This window comes from Streptomyces olivaceoviridis (genome assembly GCF_014650115.1).
Taxonomy (GTDB): domain Bacteria; phylum Actinomycetota; class Actinomycetes; order Streptomycetales; family Streptomycetaceae; genus Streptomyces; species Streptomyces olivaceoviridis.
Genome location: NZ_BMUI01000005.1, coordinates 82,849 through 105,105 on the forward strand (window position 1 = coordinate 82,849; position 22,257 = coordinate 105,105).

Genomic DNA, 22,257 nt, shown 5'->3' on the forward strand with positions numbered 1-22,257 from the left:
CGAAGGACTCCCCCGTGACCGACACCTCACAGGTCGAGCGCCGTGCCCTGAGAAAGGCCGCCAGACGTCTCGCCCCGCTGGTTCTCCTCCTGTACACCGCGGGCTATCTGGACCGGGTCAACCTCGGGACGGCCGCGCTGACCATGAACGCGGACCTCGGCATCAGCACCGCGGCCTTCGGCTTCGCCACCGGAATCTTCTCGGCGGGCTACATCGCCTTGCAGATTCCCGGAAACCTGGCGCTCAACAAGCTCGGCCCGCAGCGCTGGCTCGGACTGCTGACCATCGCCTGGGGCGTGGTCGCCATGCTGACGAGCCTGGTGCAGGGCGAGCGGAGCCTGGTCGTCGTCCGGATCGCACTGGGCGCCGTCGAGGCGGGACTCCTGCCCGGCATGTTCATGTACCTGACGATCTGGTTCCCGCCGAGGATGCGCGGCCGGATCACCGCCATCGTCTGCCTGCCGTTCTACGCGATCCTCGGCACGCCGCTGTCGGCGTACATCATCCAGTACGCCGACGGCATGGGCGGCCTGGCCGGATGGCGGTGGATGTTCCTGCTCGAAGGGGCGCCGACGATCGTCATCGGACTGTTCCTGCTGCGGTTCCTCACCGATTCCCCCGCGACGGCCGACTGGCTGTCGGCCGAGGAGAAGGCGGCCCTGCTGCGGGTCACAGCGGCGCAGCAGACCGAGGAGCGGACCGACGAGAAGCCGACGACAGGCGTGCGGGACATCCTTGAGCGGCTGCGCGACCTCCGCCTGGTCACCCTCTCGATGGCCGTCGGCCTGCTGTGGGTCGGATTCGCCGCCATCACCGCCTTCCTCCCGCTGATCGTCGCCGGCTTCGCGGAGCACACCCATACGAGACTCAGCCTGGTGCAGACAGGTCTCCTGTCCGGCCTCGTCTACGTCCCGGCGGCCTTGGTCGCCCTGGCCTGGGTCTCCAGTTCCGACCGGCGCGACGAGCGGGTGAAGCACGTGGTCTGGGGAGCGCTGCTGGCCGCGGCCGGCACCGTCCTGGCCGTCAACGCCCCCAACCTGTGGCTGACCCTGCTCGGTACGGTCCTGCTCACCTCCGGCATCTACGCCGCCCTCTTCCTGGTCTGGCAGATCCCGGTGGCGCACCTCAGAGGACCGGTGGCCCTGTCGGTCGGTATCGCCATGACCACGACGCTCGGCAACGTCGGCAGTTTCCTGGCGCCGTACATCGTGGGATGGCTGCGGGACAGCACCGGGAACTTCGACAGCGGGCTGTACTTCATCGCCGTGTCGCTCGTCGCGTGCGCGGTGGTCACCGTGGCCGGCAACCGGATCCGGGCGAACCCGGCGCACTCTCGCCCGCTGACGAAGAACCCACTGACAAGAACCCCCTGACAAGAACCGCTGACAAGAACTCACTGACAAGAGACGGAACACTGTGCTCAGCATCGACCACATCTCCCTCGGGTGCCGCAACATCTACGAGGGCACCGAACGGCTCTGCGAGGAGACCGGGTTCGGACAGTACGAAGGCGGCTGGTTCCCCCACCTCGGCATCGCCAACCGCATCGTGCCGCTGGGACCGGACCAGTACATCGAGGTCGAGAGCGTCATCGACGCCTACTCCCCGCGGACCAACCCGAGCGCCCGCTGGTTCTACGACCAGATCGAAGGGGGCGACGTCTTCATCGGCTGGTGCCTGCGGGTCGACTCGCACGACGAACTGACCCGGCTGGCAGGGCACTTCGGCACCGACATCATCGACAAGCCCCTGCGCAGGCGGACGGACGGTGTGCAGCGCAACGCCGTACGCGTTCCCGAGACGATCCCCTGCTGGCAACGAGGACTCCCCAACGTCTTCCTGGTCGAGGACCTCACCCGGCACCCGGCCGCCCAGCCGCGCTCCGGGGAGCAGACCTCCCCGCGGGGGATCACCTGGATGGAAGTGGGCGGTACCGAGAAGGACATGCGCGCATGGCTCGGCGACGGGGCGTTGGACCTGCCCCTGAAGTACAACGGCGAACGCCCTGGTGTGTACGCCGTGGCCGTCGCCACGGACGAGGGTGAAGTGGTCGTCCGGCGCACGGCGGTCACCCAGCCGGAATGAGCTCGACGGGGGTGCGGCCGGACGGAGTTCGGGGCCGCACCCCCCTGCGCGCCGACACCCTTCGCCCGGAACGGCCCGTGCGCAAGAGTCACTCGGAGGCGAAGAAGCGACGGCTGCCGGCCGTCCCGAGCGACGACCTGTCGGCCAGGTCGATCCCGGCACGCGAAAGCGCGACCAGGTCCAGGAGCCGCTGCCGTTCCCAGTCCGCGAGCCGGCCGGCCGGCAGGTCCTGGCCCGGCGTCCAACCACGCAGGGCCGCCGCGAGCCCGGCCGCGTCGGCGAAGGCCTTCGAGGTTCCGGAGGCCGTGTGGGGGCGCACCGTACCGACGGCGTCACCGATCAGGGCGGCGTGGTCGGCGACCATGCGGTGGGGCGCCAGGTCGAAGACGGGCTGCATGAAGACGTCCGAGAGCCGGACGAGCTGCGCGAACCGCGCCGGGAGCGACGCGTCCGCCGTGGCGGCGAGTTCCGCCGCGGTCTCCGGGAGGATCTCCCCGGGCGGCAGGAACGTGGTGTACGGCTTCCCGGACCGGCTCGCGAGCAGCCGGGGCAGATCATGCTCGGGCACGTTCATGTACCACACCCAGTTGACCCGTCTGGAGCCCTCCTCCAGCTCGCCGTCGGGGCCCGGCACCAGGTAGCACAGCATTTGCAGGCCGTCCGAGCCGAAGAACGTGAACCGGTCCGTCAACACCTCCAGCAGCTCGCCGGGCAGGGCTGATTCCGGCTCCAGGCCCCGCCAGGCCACATAGCCCGCGTACGAGGGACGCGTGGCGGGGTCGAGCAGCCGGCGCGTGGCCGAGCCGATCCCGTCGGCACCCACCAGGAAGTGGCCCCGCGTGGTGTACCCGTCCGCGAACTCGGCCGTCACTTCGGAGCCCTCCACCCGGACCCGGGTCAGGGCGCTGTCCAGGCGGTAGCAGAGTCCTGCGACGGGCTCGCGCAGCACGCGGTAGAGGGTGTCCCACGCGGTCATCAGCTGGGGAGCCGCGTACCGGGTGGCCCTGCCGTGCAGGTGCAGTTGCTGGCGCTCGCGCAGTTCGACGCTGACCTCCCGTGCCGACAGGCCGAGACGGACGAGCAGGGCCTCCACCTCGGGCTGCATGACGACCCCGGCGCCGCGGGCCTGCATCCGGCCCGCGGAACGTTCGTACACGGCTGTCTCGGCACCGATGGCGCGCAGCTCATGAGCTGCCGCGAGACCCCCGACCGACCCTCCGACGATGACGACCCTGGCCGCCTTGGCGTGCTGCATGGGACACCTTCCTGCCGTATCACCCATCCGGTGACATGCTCCCCCGTCGCCGGCCCTTCCGCGCGGGATGCGCTTTCCGCCAAGAGGGCCGCCCACGGCGGCAATGGATCGGGCGTCAGTTCCTGTCTCCTGGTGGGGCGCGGGGAGAGCGGGACGGGGCCTGTCCCGCCGTGGACCCTCCGGTTCAGAAGAGCCGGCGAATGACGTCGACCGCGCGCGCCAGGTGGGGTTCGGCGCGGTCGGCGCGGTGGGCGACGGCCAGTTCGATCGACGCCGCCGGGCGCACCAGGGGCCGGTAGACGACACCGTCGAGCGCGAGCGCGGTCACCGGCTCGGGTGCGACCGCGACCCCGAGGCCGCCGGCGACGAGGGTGATGAGCGTCGAGGTCTCCCCGACCTCGTGCCGGACCCGCGGCTCGATGCCGGCTTCTCGCAGGACACCGAGCACGACGTCGTGCATCACCGAGCGGCGGTCCGCCGAGTGCGTGATCATGTCGAGGCCGGCGAGGTCGGCGGCGCGCACCCGGGTCTTCGCCGCGAGTGGGTGCTCGGCCGGGAGCGCCACCACGAGGCGGTCCCGGCGCAGGGTGTGGACGGCGAGGGACGGGTCGGCCGCGGGCGGGCGCAGCAGGGCCACGTCGATGGCGCCGCTGCGCAGCGCCTCCACCTGATCGGGGGCGAGCATCTCCCCGCGGAAGGAGAAGTCGATGCCCGGCAGTTCGGTGGCGAGGTGACGCGAGAGTGTCGGCAGCAGGCTGTACGTCGCCGAGCCGACGCAGCCCAGGGTGAGGTGGCCGACCGAACCGGCGGCGACCCGGCGGGCGTGGTCGGCGGCCTGGTCGACCTCGGCGAGGATCGCCCGCACCCGGTCGAGGTAGGCGCGGCCGGCCTCGGTGAGGTCGACCCGGCGTGTGGTGCGGTGGAACAGGGAGATGCCGAGCTCGCCCTCCAGCTGCCGGATCGCCTGCGAGAGCGGTGGCTGTGCCATGTGGAGCCGTTCGGCCGCACGTCCGAAGTGGCGTTCTTCCGCGACGGCGAGGAAGTAGCGGAGCTGACGCAGATCCATATGTTGAGGATATCAATCGAGGGCGATATCGATACTTCACGATATCGACGCCGCCGTCTAGCCTTCGAGCCATGAAGAGCGCATTCCTCTACGCCGCCACGCGGACACCGTTCGGCAAGTTCAACGGCGCGCTGGCCGGCATCCGGCCCGACGATCTGGCCGCCACGGCGATCGGCGGCGTGCTCAGGCAGGCACCGGCACTGGATCCCGCCGCGATCGACGAGGTCGTGTGGGGCAACGCCAACGGCGCCGGCGAGGAGAACCGCAACGTCGGCCGGATGGCCGCGCTGCTGGCCGGTCTGCCGACCAGCGTGCCCGGTACGACGGTCAACCGGCTGTGCGGGTCGAGCCTGGACGCGGCGATGGCCGGCTCCCGCACGATCGAGACGGGCGACGCCGAGGTCGTTCTCGTGGGCGGTGTCGAGTCGATGACGCGGGCGCCGTGGGTGCTGCCCAAGCCGTCGCGGGCCTTCCCGGCGGGCGACCTCACCGCGGTGTCCACGACTCTGGGCTGGCGGCTGGTCAACCCGCGGATGCCGAAGGAGTGGACCGTCTCGCTGGGAGAGTGCAACGAGCAGCTCCAGGAACGCTTCGGCATCTCCCGCGAGCGCCAGGACGAGTTCGCCGTCCGCTCCCACCGCCTCGCGCACCAGGCGTGGGAGGACGGCTTCTACGACGCGCTGGTCACCCCGGTCGGCGACCTGGTCCGCGACGAGGGCATCCGCCCGGACTCGGACCCCGAGAAGCTCGCCGCGCTGAAGCCGTCGTTCCGGCCTGACGGCACCATCACCGCGGGCAACGCCTCCCCGCTCTCCGACGGCGGCTCCGCGGTGCTCCTCGGCAGCGAGGCGGCGGCGACGACCATCGGCCACGAACCGCTCGCCCGGATCATCGGCAGGGGCGCGACGGCGCTGGACCCGCGGGAATTCGGCTACGCCCCGGTCGAGGCCGCCAACCGGGCGCTCGCCCGTGCCGGGATCACCTGGGACCAGGTCGGTGCGGTCGAGCTCAACGAGGCGTTCGCGGTCCAGTCACTGGCCTGTGTCGACGCCTGGCTCAAGGACGGCCTGCGCGATCCCGGGATCGTCAACCAGCGCGGCGGGGCCATCGCGATCGGGCACCCGCTGGGCGCCTCCGGCGGCCGGATCCTCGGGACCCTGGCCGCGGTCCTGAAGGAGCGCCGCGAGCGGTACGGCGTGGCCGCGATCTGCATCGGCGTCGGCCAGGGGCTGGCCGTCGTCCTGGAGAACCTGGAGGTGTCGAAGTGAGCCGCGCCGCCGTGCTGGAGTCGACCGACGAGGCCGTAGCCGGGATCGAGGACGGTTCCACCGTCCTGGTCGGCGGCTTCGGCCTGGCCGGGATGCCGTTCGACCTCATCGACGCCCTCATCCGGCAGGGCGCGAAGGACCTCACGATCGTCTCCAACAACGCCGGGAACGGCGATGTCGGACTGGCGGCGCTGCTCGCGGCCGGCCGCGTCCGCAAGGTGGTGTGCTCCTTCCCGCGGCAGGTCGACTCCTACGTCTTCGACGCGCTGTACCGCGAGGGGAAGATCGAGCTGGAGGTGGTTCCCCAGGGCAACCTCGCCGAGCGGATGCGGGCCGCCGGCGCCGGGATCGGCGCGTTCTACTGTCCGACCGCGGTCGGCACCCCGCTCGCCGAGGGCAAGGAGGTGCGCACCATCGACGGACGCGACTACCTGCTGGAGTACCCGATCAAGGGCGACTACGCCCTCATCTCCGCGTACCGGTCCGACCCGATGGGCAACCTCGTCTACCGCAAGACCGCCCGCAACTTCGGCCCGGTGATGGCGACCGCCGCCACCACCACGGTCGTCCAGGTCGACGAGGTCGTCCCGCTCGGCGGGCTCGACCCGGAGGCGGTCGTCACGCCGTCCATATACGTCGACCGCGTCGTCCCGGTCGAGACCCGCCATTACACCGTCCAGGGGGCACGATGACCACCGACACCACCGCCGCGGCACGCTCGGCGTCCGCGTCCCGGGCGCCGAGCGCCGTCGACCATCCGCTCAGCATGGCCGAGGTGGCCGCCGTGATCGCCCGGGACATCCCGGCCGGCGCGTTCGTCAACCTCGGCATCGGCCGGCCCACCAGGATCGCCGACCACCTGCCCGAGGAACTCGGTGTCGTCCTGCACACCGAGAACGGCATGCTCGGCATGGGCCCGAAGGCCGAGGGCGCCCGGATCGACCCCGACCTCACCAACGCCGGCAAGGTCCCGGTCACCGAGCTCCCGGGAGCGGCGTACTTCCACCACGCCGACTCCTTCGCCATGATGCGCGGCGGCCACCTCGACGTCTGCGTACTCGGCGCCTACCAGGTCTCCGAGCGCGGTGACCTGGCCAACTGGCACACCGGTGAGCCCGGCGACATCCCCGCCGTCGGCGGCGCGATGGACCTCGCCATCGGCGCCAAGGACGTCTACGTGATGATGACGCTCTTCACGAAGTCCGGCGCCCCCAAACTGGTCCGGCAGTGCACCTACCCGCTCACCGGCATCGGCTGCGTCAGCCGGGTCTACACGGAGGTCGCCACCTTCGACCTGCTACCGCAGGGCGTCCACGTGCGGGAGACCTACGGCATCACCCTCGACGAGCTGCGCTCACGCCTCGACGTCGAACTGCACTGACCTCCTTGGGCGTGTCAGCCGCTCATCCAGCGGATGGCGGTGTCGCTGTCCGGATGGAGCGGGAAGATCTGGTCGAGGCCGACGATCCGCAGGATCCGCAGGGTGTTGGCCGGTACGGCCGCCAGCGCGATGTGCGCCTGGGCGGCGTCGGCGTGGCTGCGTGCGGCGATCAGGGCGGTGATGCCGCTGGCATGCCGCCCAGGCCCAGGACGAGGCGCTGGCCCGGCCGGAGGGTGAGCGCGGCGATCCGTTCACGCAGCTCGCTCGCGGTGGTGTGGTCGAGCTCGCCGAAGATCTCCAGAACAGCGAAGCTGTCCAGCAGACCGGTCAGGGCCTCGATCACGGCATGGGGCGGCTTGCCGCCGTGGCCGGCGGTGAAGGCGAGCAGCGCCTCGTCCCCGTACAGGCTGGTGCGGTCCGCGCCGGTGCGGGCTTCGGTGAGGCCGTCGGTGTAGAGCAGCAGGGTGTCGCCGGGGGTGAGGACCGTCGCGGCGGTCGTGAAGCGCGCGATGGGCAGATACGCCGACGAGCACGCCGCCAGGGGTCGGCAGGAAGTCGGCCGTGCCGTCGGCCCGCTGCACTATGACCGGCGGGTGGCCGCCCGAGGCGAGACGGACGGTGAGCTGCCCGGTCGCCGGGTCGGGGTCGAGGTGCCGAAGACGGCGGTGCAGTAGCGCGGGTCGCCGCTGCCGGCGTAGCGCTCGTGGAACACCTTGTTGAGGGTGGTCAGAGCGGAGACGGGGTCGGGTTCGTGCAGGGCGGCGGCGCGCAGGGTGTAGCGGGTGAGCGAGGTGACCGCGGCGGCCTGGGGTCCCTTGCCGCACACGTCACCGAGGAAGAAGGCGAAGCGTTCGCCGTCGAGGGGGAAAACGTCGTAGAAGTCGCCTCCGAGCCGGTCGGGAGAGGCGGCGTGGTAGTGGGTGGCCGTCTCCACGCCGGGTATCGAGGGCAGGGTGTCGGGCAGCAGGGACTGCTGGAGGACGGCGAGGGCGTCCTGCAACCGGGCACGGTCGGCCTCCGCCTGTCGGCGTGCCGCTTCGGCCGATTTCCGGCCGCGCAGCAGTTCCTCTTCGTAGGACCGGCGGTCCCTGGCGTCGAAGACAGTGGTGCGGATCAGCAGCGGCTCGCCGTTGCCGCCGCGTTTGACCACGGAGGAGACCAGCACCGGTATCCGGTCACCGTCGGCCCGCCTGACCTCCAGGGCGATTCCGCTGATCTCGCCCTGCATCCGCAGCAGCGGTGCGAAATGCGTCCCGTGGTACAGCTTGCCGCCCACGGTCAGCAGGTCGGTGACGCGCATCCGGCCCACCACCGCCTCCCGCTCCAGACCCAGCCAGTCCAGCAGGGTGGCGTCGGCCTTCGCGATGGTGCCGTCCATCAGCGTGGACAGATACCCGCACGGCGCCTTCTCGTACAACTCCTCGGCACTGTCCTCCAGCAGTGCGGCGAACGCCGCGTCCGCCGCCTTCCCGTCGTCGGCGTCGTGGCGGTCGTAGGGGTCGGGCTGCTGCCCGGTGCGGCACATCACCGCAGGCCGGCCAGGAAGCTCCGGATCGCCTCGTTGGTGGCTTCGGGCGCCGACAGGTGCGGGCAGTGCCCGGTCGCGTCCAGGGTCACCAGCGTCGATCCCGGGATCGCCCGGTGGACGAAGGCGCCGACCTCCCGGGGGGCGATGACGTCCTCGCCGCATTCGAGCACCAGGGTCGGCACCTTCACGCTCGTGAGGTCCTGCCTTGAGTCCGACAGGAACGTGGTCCGGGCGAAGACGCGCGCCATGTCCGGGTCGGTGGCGCAGAAGCTGTTCCTGAGTTCTTCGCCGAGTTCGGGGCGTTCCGGGTTCCCCATGATCACCGGCGCCATCACCATCGACCAGCCCAGGTAGTTCGACTCCAGTGACGCCGGCAGTTCGTCGATGTCCTGCGCGCTGAACCCGCCCCGGTAACCGTCGTCGATGTACCGCGGAGACGGAGCGACCATCGCCAGCGCCCCGATGCGCCCCGGAGCCGCGTCCGCGGCCAGCACCCCGATCATGGCGCTGACCGAATGCCCCACGAACACCGCGTCTCGCAGGTCGAGTGCCTCACATACACGTCCACCACGTCCCGGGCATAGCCGTGAAGAGAGCCGTAACGATCCTCCGAGAACGCGGACAGGTCCGAGCGGCCCGAACCGACGTAGTCGAAGAGCACCACCCGGTAGTCCTCGACCAGGGCAGGCAGCGTCAGTCGCCACATGTTCTGATCACAGCCGAACCCGTGAGCCAGCACCACTGCGGGCCCCTGCGGGTTGCCGGTGACGGCGACGTTGTTCCTGCGAGCGATATCCGTACCGGTCAGTCTCCCAGGCACGGGCCACCTCTCCCGCACGGCCCCGGGCCGCCGGACATACGTGTTCGCGTTCCCCGTACTACGTAACCGACTGCTGCCGGGTCACCTCACCCCTCGCGGGGGCCGCGCTCCTCGTCCGGAGCGGTGAGAGCAGGGTGGGAAGGACGCTGACACTCATTCCGACCGCGCCGATCCACAGGGTGGCTGCCGCTCCGAGTACGGAGCCCAGGGCTCCGCCCAGCAGTCCGCCGAGAGGCATTCCTCCCCAGGAGATGAAGCGGATCGTCGCGTTCGTCCGGCCCAGCAGCCTGTCCGGCGTGAGGGCCTGCTGGAAACTCGTCTGTGCCACCACTCGGACGACTCCGCCCAGCGAGAGAGCCGCGAGTCCCACCGCAGCCACGTACACGCTCCACCCCGGCCGGGCCAGCGGCATCAGGGCGGTCAGCGGACAAGTGACCAGGGGCGCCAGCCAGATGACCGTACCCTGACCGACCCGTTTCGAGGCGGTGTCGGCCAGCAGGGCGCCCAGCAGAGCGCCGAGGCCCATCCCCGAGAGCAGCAGGCCGATACCGGAGGGCTGGAGGCCGATCTCGCGCTTCAGGAAGACGAGCAACATGGCCTGGTACACGGCCAGGGAGACGTTGAAGACCGCGTCCCCGAGGGTGATGGCGCGCAGTACGGGATGCCGGAGGACGAACTTCAGCCCTTCCTTGATCTCGCGTCGCAGACCGGGGTGCCTGCCTGGCCGTGGCGTGTGTTCATGTGCGTGGATGGTGGTCGCGAGAAGGCCGGACAGGGCCATTCCCGCCGCGCCGGCCACGAGAGTGGCGGGGGCTCCGACCAGGGCGATCAAGGGGCCTGCCGCGGCCGGGCCGCTGATGCTCGTCACGGAGCGGACAGCCGACAGTCTCGCGTTGCCTTCCACGACCTTGTCGCGTCCCACCAGGTGCGGGAGGTAGCTGACGTAGGCGACGTCGAAGAAGACGGTCAGCGTCCCGTGGATCAGGGCGATCACGCAGAGCCACCAGATGGTGAGCAGGTCCGCCCACCATGCGACGGGGACGGTCGCGAGTACCAGCGCGCGGGCGAAGTCGGCAGCGACCATCACCGTTCGCTTGCGCAGCCGGTCGACCCACGCCCCGGCCGGCAGCCCGACCAGGAACGAGCCCGCCGTCGTCATCGCTGCCAGCAGCCCGACGTGGAACTCGTCCGCGTCCAGTGCCGCTACGGCCACCAGCGGCAGCGTCAGGAAGACGACCCGGTCACCGAACTGACCCAGCGCGGTGGCGGCGAACAGACGGCCGAAGTCCCGGTCACCGAGGAGTCCGAGCCGGGCGGATGCGGACATCGAGTCTCCAGCGGTCGGGGGGGGAAGTGTCACCTGCGCGGGTCCGGCGGTCACGGGCGATCGACCCCGAACTCGTAGACCACTTCTCGGTGCGCGTCCGGGATGACGATGTCGGCTGTCTCCACCGGCCGGCCGTCCGTGTCGAAGATGGTCCGCTCGATCCGCAGTACCAGGTCGCCCACCCCGATCCCCAGGAGCCGCGCCTGCACAGGGGTGGCACGGGCCGGGCGCGGCAGCTCGACCACCGTGTCGACGGTGATGCCGATGGCACGCATACGCGCTACCACCCCCTTCCCCGCGAGCGGCCCCCGCTCGGGAAGCATCACCGGCGTTCCCTCCGTGATGGCCATCGGCTCCCAGGACGCGGAGAGTTGGATGGGCCGGCGGTCGGCGAGGAACTCGTAGTGCGTGCGGACGCAGAGTTCTCCGGAAGTGACGGCGAGCCGCCGGGCGATGCCGTCGGGGGCGGGAACACGCACCTGGCTGTGCGCTTCCCAGGCATCCGCCGCGCCCCGCTCCCGCGTACCGACGCGCCCGGGAGAACCGCCCGAACGCCCGCGGTGCCAGGAGCGGACCAGACGCAGGCGCTCACGCGGCTCCCGGACATACGTGCCCGAACCCGCACGCCCCTCAAGGAGCCCATCCGTGATCAGACGGTCCATGGCCCTCTGCACGACGTTGCGGCCCACCGCGTACTCCTCGGCGAGCCGCACGCGGGGAGGCAGCCGCTCCCCGGTCTTCCACTCCCCCGCCAGAACCCGGGCGCGCAGCACATCGACCAGTTCGAGGTACGGCGCCTTGCGGGGCATCGCGAATCCTTCCCTCCACGCTCAGCGCGCGGCATCCGGTTGCAGGGGCCCTGGAACGCTACTGCACCGCGAAGAATCTGCTGGAGTAGCTGCACCCACAGCACACCTCCAACCACCTGGGTTCCGTGCCGGCGTTGACGGTTCCCGTATTCGGCGATGGCCCGCCCCAGGTCGCGGCGGCCGACGGCTCCGCCACCCCGGCCCACGGCTCCGGGGTGGGGGGCGGGCCGCCCCGGAAGCGGACGATCACTGGGCCACCGTGAGCACGATCTTGCCCTGGATGTGCCCGCGGGCGGCGCGTTCGTGCGCTGCCCGGGCATCCGCCAGGGCGAACGTGCTGTCGATCGCGACGCGGACCGTGCCCGCGTCGAGCAGGCGCCCCAGTTCGGCGAGCTGCGCACCGTTCGAGCGGACCTGGGCGCTGGAGACCGTGACGCCCAGCTTCGCGGTCTCCTCTTCGTCGAAGTCCCCGGGGAGCACGGGGAACTGGGCGCCGCCGCGCTTGAGCGTGCGCAAGAAGCGCTTGCTGTCGGGGCCGCCGACGGTGTCGACGACGAGGTCGACGTCATGCACGAGTTCCTCGGCGCGGCTCTTGGTGTAGTCGATGAACCGGTCGGCGCCGAGGTCGCGCAGGAACGGTTCATGCGCGCCCGACGCCACGGCGATGACCCGTGCGCCCTTCCACTTCGCCAGTTGGAGCGCGAAGTGCCCCACACCTCCCGCGGCGCCGTTGACGAGCACCGTCGTGTCGGCGTCGAGTGCCGTCGGGCGGTGCCGTGCGTCCTGGAAGGGCGAGGGGTGATCGTGTCCCGGGTCGATCAGGAACTGCCACGCCGTCAGCCCGGCCATGGGCGCCCCGGCGGCGTGCACGTGGTCGATGCCGGCCGGCTTGCGCGCGAGGTCCGACGCGGGGGCGGCCACGTACTCGGCGTACGCGCTGCCGTGGAAGCTGGGAAAGCGCAGGAGACCGAAGACTTCGTCACCTACGCCGAAGCCGTCCACGTCCGCGGCGACGGCCTCGACGACGCCCGACACGTCCGTCCCCGGAATCACCGGCAGGCTGACCGTCGATTCCGACTCCCCGGGCATCCTGGTCAGCCCGCCGCGCAGGTACCAGTCGGGAGGATTGACGCCGACCGCGTGGACGCGAACGAGCACCTCGCCCGGCCCCGGTCCGGGGATCGGCACCTCGTCGTAACGCAGTACTTCAGGGCCGCCGTGCTCGTGGAGCCGGACGGCCCTCATCGTGTGTGTCGGCATCGGTTTCTCCTGCCCCAGTTGCGGGATACGCTATCCGGATCAGCGGTCCATATAAACGGACCACTGATCCGAATATATGGATCACTGATCCGGATAGTCAAGAGGGACAGATGCGGGCCGACGCCAGGAAGAACCGCGACCACCTGCTCGCCACAGCGGGCACCGCCATCGCCGAGCACGGCGTCGACGTGTCATTGCGCGACATCGCACGCAGGGCCGATGTCGGGCTCGCGACGCTGCTGCGGCACTTCCCGACGCGCGAGGCGCTGCTCGATGCCCTGCTGCGCACGAGTTTCGACGAGCTGACGGCGAAGGCAGGCGAACTGGAGGCCTCCGACTCGCCCGAGGACGCCCTGGTTTCGTGGTTGCGCGACTGCGTCGCCTGGACGACCGAGTACCGCGGCGTGACCGTGCTGATGGCAGCCGCCATCGAGGACACCGAATCCGCACTCCATACGTCGTGTGTCACCCTGCGCGCGGCCGGAGCGCGGCTCCTCACCCGCGCCCAGGCCGCGGGCGCGGCGCGCACCGACATCGATGGCGCCGATCTGTTCGCGCTGGTAGCGGCGCTCGCGTGGCTCGGCGATCAGCCCTCGCTCGCACCGCGGGCGGACCACCTCTTCGAGGTTGTCGCGAACGCGATCGTGACGGATCCGGGGAGGACCGGCACCGAGTGAACGCCCCGGTGGGGGGTCCGCGTCACGGAAACACTTCGCCGAGCCGCCGGCCCCCGCGTCCGAGGGGCCGGCACCTCACGGCCGCACCAGCACCTTGAGTGCCTCGCGCGCGTCCATGGCTCGGTAGCCCTCGGGTATGCCGTCGAGGCCGACGGTGCGGTCGAAGACCCGGCCGGGTTCGATGCGGCCCTCAAGTATGTCGGGGAGGAGCTCGTCGATGTAGGCGCGGGCCGGGGCGGGGCCTCCGGTGAGGGTGATGTTGTGGCCGAAGAGGCTGCCGAAACCGATCGGTGCCTCCTCGTACTGGGGCACGCCCACGCGGCTGATGGTGCCGCCGGGGCGGACCACTCCGTACGCCTGCTCGTAGCCGGGCCGGTGGCCGACCGCTTCGATGACGACGGGGCTGCCGCCGCCGGTGAGCTCGCGCACCTGCTCGATGCCCTCCGCTCCGCGTTCGGCGACCACGTCGGTGGCGCCGAACGCGCGGCCGAGGTCGGTCCGGGAGGTGTGCCGGCCCATGAGGACGATCTGCTCGGCTCCGAGCCGCTTGGCGGCGAGCACGGCGAGCAGGCCGACGGCACCGTCCCCGATCACGGTGACGGTGCTGCCCTGCCTCACTCCGCCGCGTACGGCGGCGTGGTGGCCGGTGCCCAGTACGTCGGAGAGGGTGAGCAGGGACGGGATGAGCGCGTCGTCGGCGCCGACCGGGAGCTTGACGAGGGTGCCGTCGGCCAGCGGCACACGGGCCGCCTCCCCCTGGCCGCCGTCGATGCCGTTCGTCGCCCAGAAACCGCCGTGCGCGCAGGAGGTCTGGAGTCCGGCCCGGCAGAACTCGCAGGAGCCGTCCGAGTACGCGAACGGGGCGACGACCAGGTCGCCCTTCCGCACCGAGGCGACGTCGCTGCCGGTCTCTTCGACGACGCCGATGAACTCGTGGCCCATGCGGACCGGGCCGTCGGAGGCAGACATGGAGTGGTAAGGGTGCAGGTCGCTGCCGCAGACGCAGGCCGTGGTGATACGGACCAGTGCGTCGGTGGGCTCCTTCAGGGCCGGGTCGGCGACGTGCTCGACACGGACGTCTCCGGCTGCGTACATGAGTGCTGCGCGCACAGTGTTCCTTCGGGTGGGAAGCGGTTCTCCGGCCCGGGTGCGGACTGCCGTCCCCCGGGCCTCTTCCAGAGAACCGCGTGCCGGCACCCATGTGGGAGTCACCGCTCTTCCAGGTAATGGCAGTACCTCGCAGGCCCTTCCCGATCCTTCTACGGTGAAGGAGCCGGCACACGATGCACGCCGATCGAGAGGAGTCACCCGTGCCCCCGGATTCCCGCCCGACAGCAGCCCAGCGACTCCTCGGAGACGCCGTACCCGAGCCGGTCCCACTGCCTGATGCAGCCTTGAGACCTGATCATGGCTGACGTCGACAAGAAGGACCTGGCCGCGGAGGTCCGCGAGTTCCTGAGCACCAGGCGGGCACGGATCACCCCGGAGCAGGCCGGGCTGCCGGTCTACGGCGGAAACCGGCGCGTCCCGGGCCTGCGGCGCGAGGAGGTGGCGCTGCTCGCGGGCATGAGCGTGGACTACTACGTCCGGTTCGAGCGCGGGAATCTCAGTGGCGCCTCGGACTCGGTGCTCGACGCCCTCGCTCACGCACTGCAACTGGACGAGGCCGAGCGCACTCACCTCTATGACCTGGCCCGTACGTCGACTCCGACGGGCCGGCGTCCCACGGTGAGCGCGTCCCGTGTGCGGCCCACGATCCTGCGGATGCTCGACTCGATGCCCGACGTGCCGGCGTACGTACGCAACGCGCGGTTCGACATCCTGGCCGCCAACACGCTGGGCCGGGCGTTGTACGCGCCGGTCTTCGACTCCCCGCTGTTCGCCCAGCGGGGGCCCGTCAACACCGCCCGCTTCCTGTTCCTGGACCCGGTCGGCCAGGACTTCTGGGCCGACTGGGACAAGGGCGCCGACGACTCCGTCGCCTTCCTGCGCTCCGAGTCGGGGCGAGCACCCCATGACAAGGCGCTCACCGACCTGATCGGAGAGCTCACGACCAGGAGCGAGGAGTTCGCACGCCGGTGGGCCCGACACGACGTGAAGATCCACCGCTCCGGCGTGAAGCGCCTTCACCACCCGCTCGTCGGCGATCTCGCGCTGCCCTACGAGGCGCTGGATCTGCCGGCCGATCCCGGCCTCCGCCTCAACTTCTACTCCCCCGAACCGGACTCACCAGAGCGGGAGGCCCTCGACCTTCTCGCCAGCTGGGCCGGCACCGGCACTGTCGTCCCCTCACGCCACGGCTGAGAACCGACCGCGGCACCGACCACGACTGAGAACCGACCACGGCTGAGAACCGACCACGGCTGAGAACCGACAAGGAGAACCTTCATGCGCTACCGGCCGCTCGGACGCACCGGCGTCCAGGTCAGCCCGCTCTGCCTGGGCGCGATGATGTTCGGCCCCTGGGGCAACGCGGACGAAGCCGACTCGGTACGGATCATCCACCGTGCCCTCGACGCCGGCATCAACGTCATCGACACCGCGGACGTGTACTCCGGCGGGGTCTCGGAGGAGATCGTCGGCGAGGCGCTCAAGGCGAGGACGGCCTCCGCGGCGCGCCCGCGGGCCCGCTTCGACATGAACAGCCCGGCCAACCAGCGCAAGCTCGACGCCGTCGAGCAGCTCGCGCTCCTCGCCGAGAGGGCCGGTCTCACCTTGATCGAGCTGGCCGTCGCCTTCGTGGTCAACCATCCCGGAGTCACCTCGGCGATCATCGGACCGCGCACCATGGAACAGCTCGAAGCGTTCCTGCCCGCTGCCGACGTCAGGCTCTCGGCCGACGTACTCGACCGCATCGACGAGATCGTGGCTCCCGGGGTGACCGTCAACCCCGCCGACAACAGCTACGGCGACTTCGAGCTCCGCGCCGACCAGCGGCGCCGCTGAGGCGAGCCGGAGGTACGCCACCGGAGGCGCGGCAGGTTTCCGGTCGGGCCGCTCAGCGGGCGAGGACGGTGCTGGCCAGGGCTACGTGGACGGCGGTGCCGCCGAGGATGCTCAGCAGCGCGTTGCGGCGCCACAGGTGCAGACCGACGGTGACGGCCAGGGCGGCCGCCGTGGCCAAGGAGCGTGTGTGGGTGAGGGGGAGGTCGCGCAGGCAGTAGACGACCAGGATCAGCATGACGCCGGCGGGCATCCGGGTGCTGAGGTACTGGACGGTCGTGCTGTCGCGCAGGGCCATGAGGGCGGCGAAGGGCAGGGCGCGCAATGCCCAGGTGACGGCGGCTGCGACGAGGACGGCGGCGATGACGTACTGGCTGTCAGGCATGGCTCGGTTCCCTGCGGGTGGTGAGGCGGCGGGTCAGGAGGCCGGCGGTGAAGAGGGCGAAGGCCGCCAGGAGCAACTGGTCCGGGCAGAGGAGCCGCGCGGCCAGGGCGCTGAGCAGGGCCAGTGCCGGGGTGGGCAGGTCGCCGCGCAGGTTCCGTACGGCGTCGAGGGCGAGGACGGCGAACAGGGCGGTCAGGGCGAAGTCCAGGCCGGTGACGCTGTCCGGGATGAGGGAGCCGAGGAGGGCGCCTGCGGTGGAGCCGCCGACCCAGTACAGGTGCAGGGAGAACTGGAGCCACAGGATGCGCGGACTGGGCCAGGAACGGGCCTGCTCGTCGGTGGTCAGGGCGTACGCCTCGTCGCACAGGGCGTAGGTGCTGTAGACCTTGCCGAGCCGGCCGTTCACGCGGTGCAGGGGGAAGGACAGCGCGTAGAAGACGTGCCGGACGTTCACCAGGAACGCGGACAGCGCGATGGCCGCCAGCGGGGCAGCGGCGATGACCAGTCCGATGAGCAGAAATTCGAACGATCCGGCGAAGACGAGTGCCGCGGACAGTCCGGCCCACCACCACGGCAGGTCCGACTGCGTCACCAGCGCGCCGAAGGCGAGCCCTAGCGGGACGAACGCCAGGCCCACACCGAGGGAGTCCTTGAACGCCGCACGCGCGTTGGGCGGCGTCGCGGACTCGCGGTCGACAACGGTAGAACGTATTCGCATGCGTGCAATTTTAGAAAAGTCTCGACCTTATATGGTTGCCGATTATGGCGATACATTGGCCGCGTGAGCAATGATCTGCACCTCGATGCCGTCGACCGCGACATTCTGTTTCATCTGCGCCAGGACGGGAGGCTGACCAACGTGGAGCTGGCCAAGCGGGTCGGTCTGACCCCGCCGCCCTGCCTGCGCCGGGTCAAACGGCTGGAAGAGGCCGGCGTCATCGCCGGGTACCGGGCGGTCATCAACCCCGAGGCGCTGGGCCGCGGCCTGGAAGTCCTGGTCGACGTCGAGATCTACGCCCAGGACCGCAAGAGCTTCGAGGAGTTCGAGGGCACCGTTGCCTCCTATGAGGAGGTCATCGAGTTCCGTCGCCTGTACGGGCGCCCCGACTACTTCATCCGCGTCGCCGTCGCCGACCACGCCGCCTACGAAGCCTTCCTCACGGGCAGACTCAGCGGCCTGCCGGGTGTCCGGCGTATCGAATCCCATCTGACCATGAAGGACATCAAGACCAGCGACTAGAACAGCGCGCGCCCGTGTTCGGGGAGCTGGCAGCGGGCCACCCGAGCCGCCGTACCCGCGCCCGGTGGAGAGGGAGACGGTCACGGAACCGGCCGTGGCCGTGTTCGAAGGCGTGGACGTGCCCCGCTCGTCTCGGCCGCCCGCCCACGCGCTGATCCGGTTCCTGCTGGAAACGGTCATCGCGCGGGCGAGCGCCTGAGACGGTCCCGCACGGAGAGGTGTTACGGCACCAGGACGATCTTCCCGGTGGTGTGACCGGCCATGCTCTCGCGATGGGCGGCGGCTGCCTCACGCAGCGGGTAGCTGGACGCGATCAGGATGCGCAGTCGTCCCGCTGCCGCGGCTTCCGTCAGCTGGAGGCGGGCGGCCTGCCTGATCTCGGTGCCGAGGTCGCCGCCGGGCCCGCTGCCGAGGAGTTTGATCCCGGCCTGGGCCCCGCGCTCGAACGCCGCGATGGTGGCGATACGGGAACGGTCGCTCACGAGTTCCAGGGAGACGTCCACCGCCTCGTCGGTGCCCACGAGGTCGGCCGCCGCGTGGATCCCCTCCGGCGCCGCCGCACGTACGCGGTCCGCCAGGCCGGGCCCGTACGCGACCGGGACCGCGCCCAGTTCCCTCAGCAATTCGTGCTTGGCGGGGCTCGCCGTCGCGACAACGGTGGCGCCGCGCGCCACGGCCAGCTGGACGACTACGAGGCCGACCCCTCCGGCGGCCCCGTGGACCAGCACCGTCTCACCCTTGCCGAGTCCGACCGCTTCGAGGACGTGCACGGCGGTCGCGCCGGCGGACATCAGCCCGCCGGCCTGCTCCCAGGACAGGCCGGCCGGCTTCGGCACCACGGACGTGGCCGGGACGACGAGTTCCGCGGCGTACGCGCCGGGCGCACGGTAGACGATCACCTCGTCGCCCACCTGGACGGGACCCGCGGGGCCGGTCGCATCGGCACCCACGGCGGTGACCACACCGGCCGCCTCGGTACCCAGCCGCAGCGGCAGCTTCGCCGGATCGGCTCCGAAGACACCCCCGTACACCTTGTAGTCGAAGGGATTGACACCGATGGCACGGACCGCGATGCGTACCTGACCGGGCCCGGGCTCCGGGACGGTCACGTCGATCACCGACAGCACCTCGGGACCGCCGTAGGCGCTCGCCACTAATGCTTCGCTCATGCCCGTGGGCAACACGTCGCCGACGGCGATCATTCCGCCATCCTCGCGGTTTCTCATGTGCCGAAGCCCGCGGTGAGTTGGGATCGCGCCACTTTGAGCGGAGCGCTCCGCTCCGATAGGGTCGATGCAGAACACATCGGATCCGTCGACCGGAGGACACATGACGACGAGCAAGCCGACCGCGCTGGTCACGGGCGGCAGCCGGGGCATCGGCGCGGCCACCTCGCGTGAGCTGGCGGCCCGTGGGTACCGCGTGGCCGTCAACTACTTCTCGAACCGCGAGGCCGCCGACCGGGTGGTCAAGCGGATCGAGGCCGACGGCGGCGAAGCCTTCGCCCTGCGGGCCGATGTGTACGACCCCCGTCAGGCGGCCGAACTGCTGGAGCGCTCCGCGGTCGACGGGCGCCTGGACGTCCTCGTCTGCAACGCCGGTGCCCGCTTCACCCCGACCCCGCTCCCCAGCCTGTCCTGGGACGACTTCCACGCGAAGGTGACGAACGAACTCGCGTCCGTCTACACCCTCACCCAGCAGGCGCTGGCCGTGATGGGCGCCCGGGGCGGGGGCCGGATCGTGTACGTCTCCAGCGCCGTGGCCGAGGGCCCGCCCACCGTCGGCATGGCCGCGCACGGCACCGCCAAGGCGGCCCTGAACACCTTCGCCCGCTTCGTCGCCTACGAGGCCGGCCCGCTCGGCATCAACGTCAACGTCGTGGCGCCCGGGTTCGTGCGCACCGAGGCCAGCGCCGGACAGCCGGTCGAGTTCCAGCAGCGCCTGGTCGCGCACACCCCGCTCGGGCGGGTCGCGGAACCGGAGGACGTGGCCCGGGCGATCGCGATGCTCGTCGGCGCGGAGGCCGGTTTCATCACCGGCTCGGTCGTCACCGTCGACGGCGGGCACGGCGTGGGGCGCCCCTGAGGGAGAATGCCGCGTCATGGGTGACACGTACACAGGCAAACCGCGAGGCCGCCGGCGGGAGGCGGACCGCAATGACGCCCGCCTCTTCCAGGCCGCGCGCGAGGTCTTCGCCGAGCGCGGCTGGGACGCTCCCGTCTCCGAGATCGCCCGCCGGGCCGGCATCGGCATGGGCAGTCTCTACCGCCGCTACCCCAGCAAGGAACTGCTGGCCCAGCACATGCGGATCGCGGGGATGGAACAACTCGTCAGGCAGGCGCGGACCGCACTCGTCGAGGAGCCCGACCCCTGGACCGCCCTCGTCCGCTTCTTCCGTGACGCGTTGGCCGACCAGGGGGCGGGCGGTCCGCTCCTCCCCCTCGTCGGTGGCCGGCTGCCGGCCACCGACGAGGTGCGGGCCGCCGCGGATCGGCTGCGCGCGGCGCTGGACGACCTGGTGGACGGCGCGCACAGGGAGGGCGTGCTGCGCACCGACTTCACCTCCGCCGACATCCCGTTGCTGCTCGAACACCTCACTCCTCGGATCCCCGTCACCAGCGAGCGCGCCACCGCGCTGCACCTGCGCTACCTCGACCTCGTCCTCACCGGGCTGCGCACCCCGGACACCGGCCGGCCCACGGCCCTGCACGGCCCGGCAACGCGGTGGGCGGAACTCCGGGAGCTGTGGAACGCGCCTGAACGCTGATCCCGGGCACGGTCCCCGGCCCTGGCGGTGCCCGGCCGGCTGATCAGACGGAGCTGCCGCTGATGCCGTGGCCGGGGTCCGCCGCCCAGGACGCCAGCGGGCGCAGGCTGTCGTGGCAGGGGGTGCCGGGCTCGGCGGTCCGGACGATGATCTGAAGGTCGGGGTCGGCGGCCCAGGTGACGGCGTTCCGGTCGAGGGGCAGGTCGCCGCCGACCGGGTGGCGCAGATGCTGGGCCCCGGTGTCCCGGACCGCGACGTCGTGAGCGGCCCACCACTGGCGGAACCGCTCGTCACGGAGGGAGGCCGGTGCGGTCGGCGGGTACACCGTCCAGCCGGCCAAGGCGGACGGGTACCGGGTCGTCGCCGACGCGGCACCGCGGGACGAGCGGGTGGTGAGGGACCTGGGCGCCGATGTCGTACTGCCCCGCGGAACCGAGTTCGGCCCGCCCAAGCGGGAGTGACGGGCCACCGGAGTGGCTGAGCGGACCGATGCCCTCGGTGTCGGCAGGGTCGGCACCGAGCCCACGGCTCGGAACGCACCCCGGGCGCCATTCGTCTACAGTTCGGTAGACGGTCTACTCCACTGTAGTCGCTCGTTCCGGACGCTCGATGTCACCCGATCCGCGAGGAAGGCCCCCATGACCAGTCCGCCGCACCTGGCCGCGCAACTGGCCGTCAATGTGCTCGACGCCCATTCGCTCCTGGCCGCCTTCGGCGTGCTGGGCGTCGGCGTGGTGCTGTTCGCCGAGACGGGACTGCTGATCGGTTTCTTCCTTCCGGGTGACTCCCTGCTGTTCACAGCGGGTCTGCTGTGCACGGGTTCGGCGGACCAGAGCGTGAAACTGTCCCTGGCGCCGTTGCTGGTCGCGGCGGCCGTCGGCGCGCTGGCCGGGGCGCAGTGCGGATACCTGATCGGCCGCAAGGCGGGCGGTGCGCTGATCGCCCGCAGCCGTTCCCGACGTCTCCGCGAGGGCGTGCGGCGCGCCGAGGAACTGCTGGAGCGGTACGGGCACGCCAAGGCGATCCTCCTGGCCCGGTTCGTCCCGGTGGTGCGGACGGTGTTGAACCCGATGGCCGGCGCCCTGGACGTGCCGGTGCGGACCTTCACGCTGTGGCAGGTGACCGGCGGTCTGGTGTGGAGCGTCGGCCTCACCCTCGCGGGGTACGCACTGGGGTCCTCGATACCGAACGTCGACCACTACCTGCTGCCGCTCGTCGCGTTGATCGTCATCGTCTCCTTGGTCCCCCTCCTCGCCGAGGTGCTGCGCACCCGCCGGCGTGCCGACACCAAGGGAGGAACCAGGTGATCCTGGCCTTCGACGGGCCCTCCGTCGGCGGCCGGGTGACTGGTCCCTCCCCGGCAACCGCGCGGCCATAGCCGCCGCTGCCCCTTGCCTTTGCCCTTGCTGTCACGAGGGGCCGGTGGCGGGAGAGGAGCGGTGTCCC

23 protein-coding genes and 3 pseudogenes are annotated in these 22,257 nt (G+C 71.0%); 13 read left to right on the plus strand and 13 right to left on the minus strand.

The features are described from left to right. Positions 1–14 precede the first annotated feature (14 nt). Both IE273_RS11665 and IE273_RS11670 read left to right on the plus strand, forming a co-directional pair. Entirely contained in the window at positions 15–1,373 is a 1,359-nt protein-coding gene (locus tag IE273_RS11665; protein WP_189815070.1) for an MFS transporter, read from the plus strand. A 43-nt stretch (positions 1,374–1,416) separates the two neighbouring features. Further along, entirely contained in the window at positions 1,417–2,085 is a 669-nt protein-coding gene (locus tag IE273_RS11670; protein WP_189815071.1) for a VOC family protein, read from the plus strand. 88 nt (positions 2,086–2,173) lie between these two features. Here the strand turns inward: IE273_RS11670 and IE273_RS11675 are convergent, their stop codons facing one another. Next, on the minus strand, positions 2,174–3,340 hold the full coding sequence (locus IE273_RS11675; protein WP_189815072.1) for an FAD binding domain-containing protein: 1,167 nt from the start codon (positions 3,338–3,340) through the stop codon (positions 2,174–2,176). A 184-nt stretch (positions 3,341–3,524) separates the two neighbouring features. Continuing rightward, positions 3,525–4,406, minus strand: a complete 882-nt coding sequence (locus IE273_RS11680; protein WP_189815073.1) for a LysR substrate-binding domain-containing protein — start codon at positions 4,404–4,406, stop codon at positions 3,525–3,527. A gap of 71 nt (positions 4,407–4,477) precedes the next feature. Here IE273_RS11680 and IE273_RS11685 point away from each other — a divergent pair, with 71 nt between their 5' ends. From IE273_RS11685 to IE273_RS11695, 3 genes are read left to right on the plus strand one after another with little or no spacing between them, the layout of a single operon-like run. Next, complete coding sequence (locus tag IE273_RS11685; protein WP_189815074.1) at positions 4,478–5,674, plus strand: thiolase family protein; 1,197 nt, start codon at positions 4,478–4,480, stop codon at positions 5,672–5,674. Next, positions 5,671–6,366, plus strand: a complete 696-nt coding sequence (locus tag IE273_RS11690; RefSeq protein WP_189815075.1) for a 3-oxoacid CoA-transferase subunit A — start codon at positions 5,671–5,673, stop codon at positions 6,364–6,366. Before IE273_RS11685 ends, IE273_RS11690 begins: the two co-directional genes overlap by 4 nt. Continuing rightward, positions 6,363–7,055 (plus strand): 3-oxoacid CoA-transferase subunit B, encoded by a 693-nt coding sequence (locus IE273_RS11695; RefSeq protein WP_308437033.1) that lies wholly within the window; start codon positions 6,363–6,365, stop codon positions 7,053–7,055. Before IE273_RS11690 ends, IE273_RS11695 begins: the two co-directional genes overlap by 4 nt. A gap of 14 nt (positions 7,056–7,069) precedes the next feature. On the opposite strand, the pseudogene IE273_RS11700 reads toward IE273_RS11695, so the two are convergent. The 6 genes and pseudogenes from IE273_RS11700 to IE273_RS11725 all read right to left on the minus strand — a co-directional run bounded on the left by IE273_RS11700 (position 7,070) and on the right by IE273_RS11725 (position 12,799). Continuing rightward, positions 7,070–7,398: pseudogene (locus IE273_RS11700) on the minus strand (STAS domain-containing protein). Between the two features lie 33 nt (positions 7,399–7,431). Next, positions 7,432–8,580 (minus strand): annotated as a pseudogene (locus tag IE273_RS11705) (PP2C family protein-serine/threonine phosphatase); the annotation flags it as partial. Next, a pseudogene (locus tag IE273_RS11710) lies at positions 8,580–9,391 on the minus strand (alpha/beta fold hydrolase). The pseudogenes IE273_RS11705 and IE273_RS11710, both read right to left, overlap by 1 nt. Positions 9,392–9,461: 70 nt before the next feature. Then, positions 9,462–10,730 (minus strand): MFS transporter, encoded by a 1,269-nt coding sequence (locus IE273_RS11715; RefSeq protein WP_189815076.1) that lies wholly within the window; start codon positions 10,728–10,730, stop codon positions 9,462–9,464. A gap of 50 nt (positions 10,731–10,780) precedes the next feature. After that, the gene (locus IE273_RS11720) at positions 10,781–11,539 is read right to left on the minus strand and encodes a GntR family transcriptional regulator (protein WP_189815077.1); all 759 of its coding nucleotides are present in this window, start codon (positions 11,537–11,539) and stop codon (positions 10,781–10,783) included. A 246-nt stretch (positions 11,540–11,785) separates the two neighbouring features. Further along, the gene (locus IE273_RS11725; RefSeq protein ID WP_189815078.1) at positions 11,786–12,799 is read right to left on the minus strand and encodes an NADP-dependent oxidoreductase; all 1,014 of its coding nucleotides are present in this window, start codon (positions 12,797–12,799) and stop codon (positions 11,786–11,788) included. Between the two features lie 110 nt (positions 12,800–12,909). On the opposite strand from IE273_RS11725, the gene IE273_RS11730 reads away from it, so the two are divergent. Continuing rightward, positions 12,910–13,476 carry a TetR/AcrR family transcriptional regulator gene (locus IE273_RS11730; protein ID WP_189815079.1) on the plus strand — a complete coding sequence of 189 codons (567 nt, stop codon included), beginning with the start codon at positions 12,910–12,912 and terminating at the stop codon, positions 13,474–13,476. A 75-nt stretch (positions 13,477–13,551) separates the two neighbouring features. Here the strand turns inward: IE273_RS11730 and IE273_RS11735 are convergent, their stop codons facing one another. Beyond that, positions 13,552–14,586: a zinc-binding dehydrogenase gene (locus IE273_RS11735; RefSeq protein WP_189815080.1), complete on the minus strand. Its 1,035-nt coding sequence runs from the start codon at positions 14,584–14,586 to the stop codon at positions 13,552–13,554. A gap of 297 nt (positions 14,587–14,883) precedes the next feature. Between IE273_RS11735 and IE273_RS11740 the strand changes: the two genes are divergently transcribed. Beyond that, complete coding sequence (locus IE273_RS11740; RefSeq protein WP_189815081.1) at positions 14,884–15,780, plus strand: helix-turn-helix domain-containing protein; 897 nt, start codon at positions 14,884–14,886, stop codon at positions 15,778–15,780. 84 nt (positions 15,781–15,864) lie between these two features. Beyond that, positions 15,865–16,422: an aldo/keto reductase gene (locus IE273_RS11745; protein ID WP_189815082.1), complete on the plus strand. Its 558-nt coding sequence runs from the start codon at positions 15,865–15,867 to the stop codon at positions 16,420–16,422. 52 nt (positions 16,423–16,474) lie between these two features. Here the strand turns inward: IE273_RS11745 and IE273_RS11750 are convergent, their stop codons facing one another. Together IE273_RS11750 and IE273_RS11755 are read right to left on the minus strand one after the other, a co-directional pair. Continuing rightward, on the minus strand, positions 16,475–16,804 hold the full coding sequence (locus tag IE273_RS11750; protein ID WP_189815083.1) for a branched-chain amino acid transporter permease: 330 nt from the start codon (positions 16,802–16,804) through the stop codon (positions 16,475–16,477). Then, complete coding sequence (locus tag IE273_RS11755; protein WP_189815084.1) at positions 16,797–17,522, minus strand: AzlC family ABC transporter permease; 726 nt, start codon at positions 17,520–17,522, stop codon at positions 16,797–16,799. The genes IE273_RS11750 and IE273_RS11755 overlap by 8 nt, the downstream gene beginning before the upstream one ends. Positions 17,523–17,585: 63 nt before the next feature. On the opposite strand from IE273_RS11755, the gene IE273_RS11760 reads away from it, so the two are divergent. Next, the gene (locus tag IE273_RS11760; protein ID WP_189815085.1) at positions 17,586–18,044 is read left to right on the plus strand and encodes an Lrp/AsnC family transcriptional regulator; all 459 of its coding nucleotides are present in this window, start codon (positions 17,586–17,588) and stop codon (positions 18,042–18,044) included. A 64-nt stretch (positions 18,045–18,108) separates the two neighbouring features. Further along, the gene (locus IE273_RS44680) at positions 18,109–18,243 is read left to right on the plus strand and encodes a hypothetical protein (RefSeq protein ID WP_268257501.1); all 135 of its coding nucleotides are present in this window, start codon (positions 18,109–18,111) and stop codon (positions 18,241–18,243) included. 22 nt (positions 18,244–18,265) lie between these two features. Here the strand turns inward: IE273_RS44680 and IE273_RS11765 are convergent, their stop codons facing one another. Next, positions 18,266–19,198 (minus strand): quinone oxidoreductase family protein, encoded by a 933-nt coding sequence (locus tag IE273_RS11765; RefSeq protein WP_229887214.1) that lies wholly within the window; start codon positions 19,196–19,198, stop codon positions 18,266–18,268. A 175-nt stretch (positions 19,199–19,373) separates the two neighbouring features. Between IE273_RS11765 and IE273_RS11770 the strand changes: the two genes are divergently transcribed. Beyond that, on the plus strand, positions 19,374–20,129 hold the full coding sequence (locus tag IE273_RS11770; RefSeq protein ID WP_189815086.1) for an SDR family oxidoreductase: 756 nt from the start codon (positions 19,374–19,376) through the stop codon (positions 20,127–20,129). Between the two features lie 16 nt (positions 20,130–20,145). Next, on the plus strand, positions 20,146–20,811 hold the full coding sequence (locus tag IE273_RS11775) for a TetR/AcrR family transcriptional regulator (RefSeq protein ID WP_189815087.1): 666 nt from the start codon (positions 20,146–20,148) through the stop codon (positions 20,809–20,811). 43 nt (positions 20,812–20,854) lie between these two features. Here IE273_RS11775 and IE273_RS11780 read toward each other — a convergent pair whose 3' ends face one another. Next, positions 20,855–21,151: an MmyB family transcriptional regulator gene (locus IE273_RS11780; protein WP_373309327.1), complete on the minus strand. Its 297-nt coding sequence runs from the start codon at positions 21,149–21,151 to the stop codon at positions 20,855–20,857. 298 nt (positions 21,152–21,449) lie between these two features. On the opposite strand from IE273_RS11780, the gene IE273_RS11785 reads away from it, so the two are divergent. Continuing rightward, positions 21,450–22,118: a DedA family protein gene (locus IE273_RS11785; protein WP_189815088.1), complete on the plus strand. Its 669-nt coding sequence runs from the start codon at positions 21,450–21,452 to the stop codon at positions 22,116–22,118. Positions 22,119–22,257: the final 139 nt, after the last annotated feature.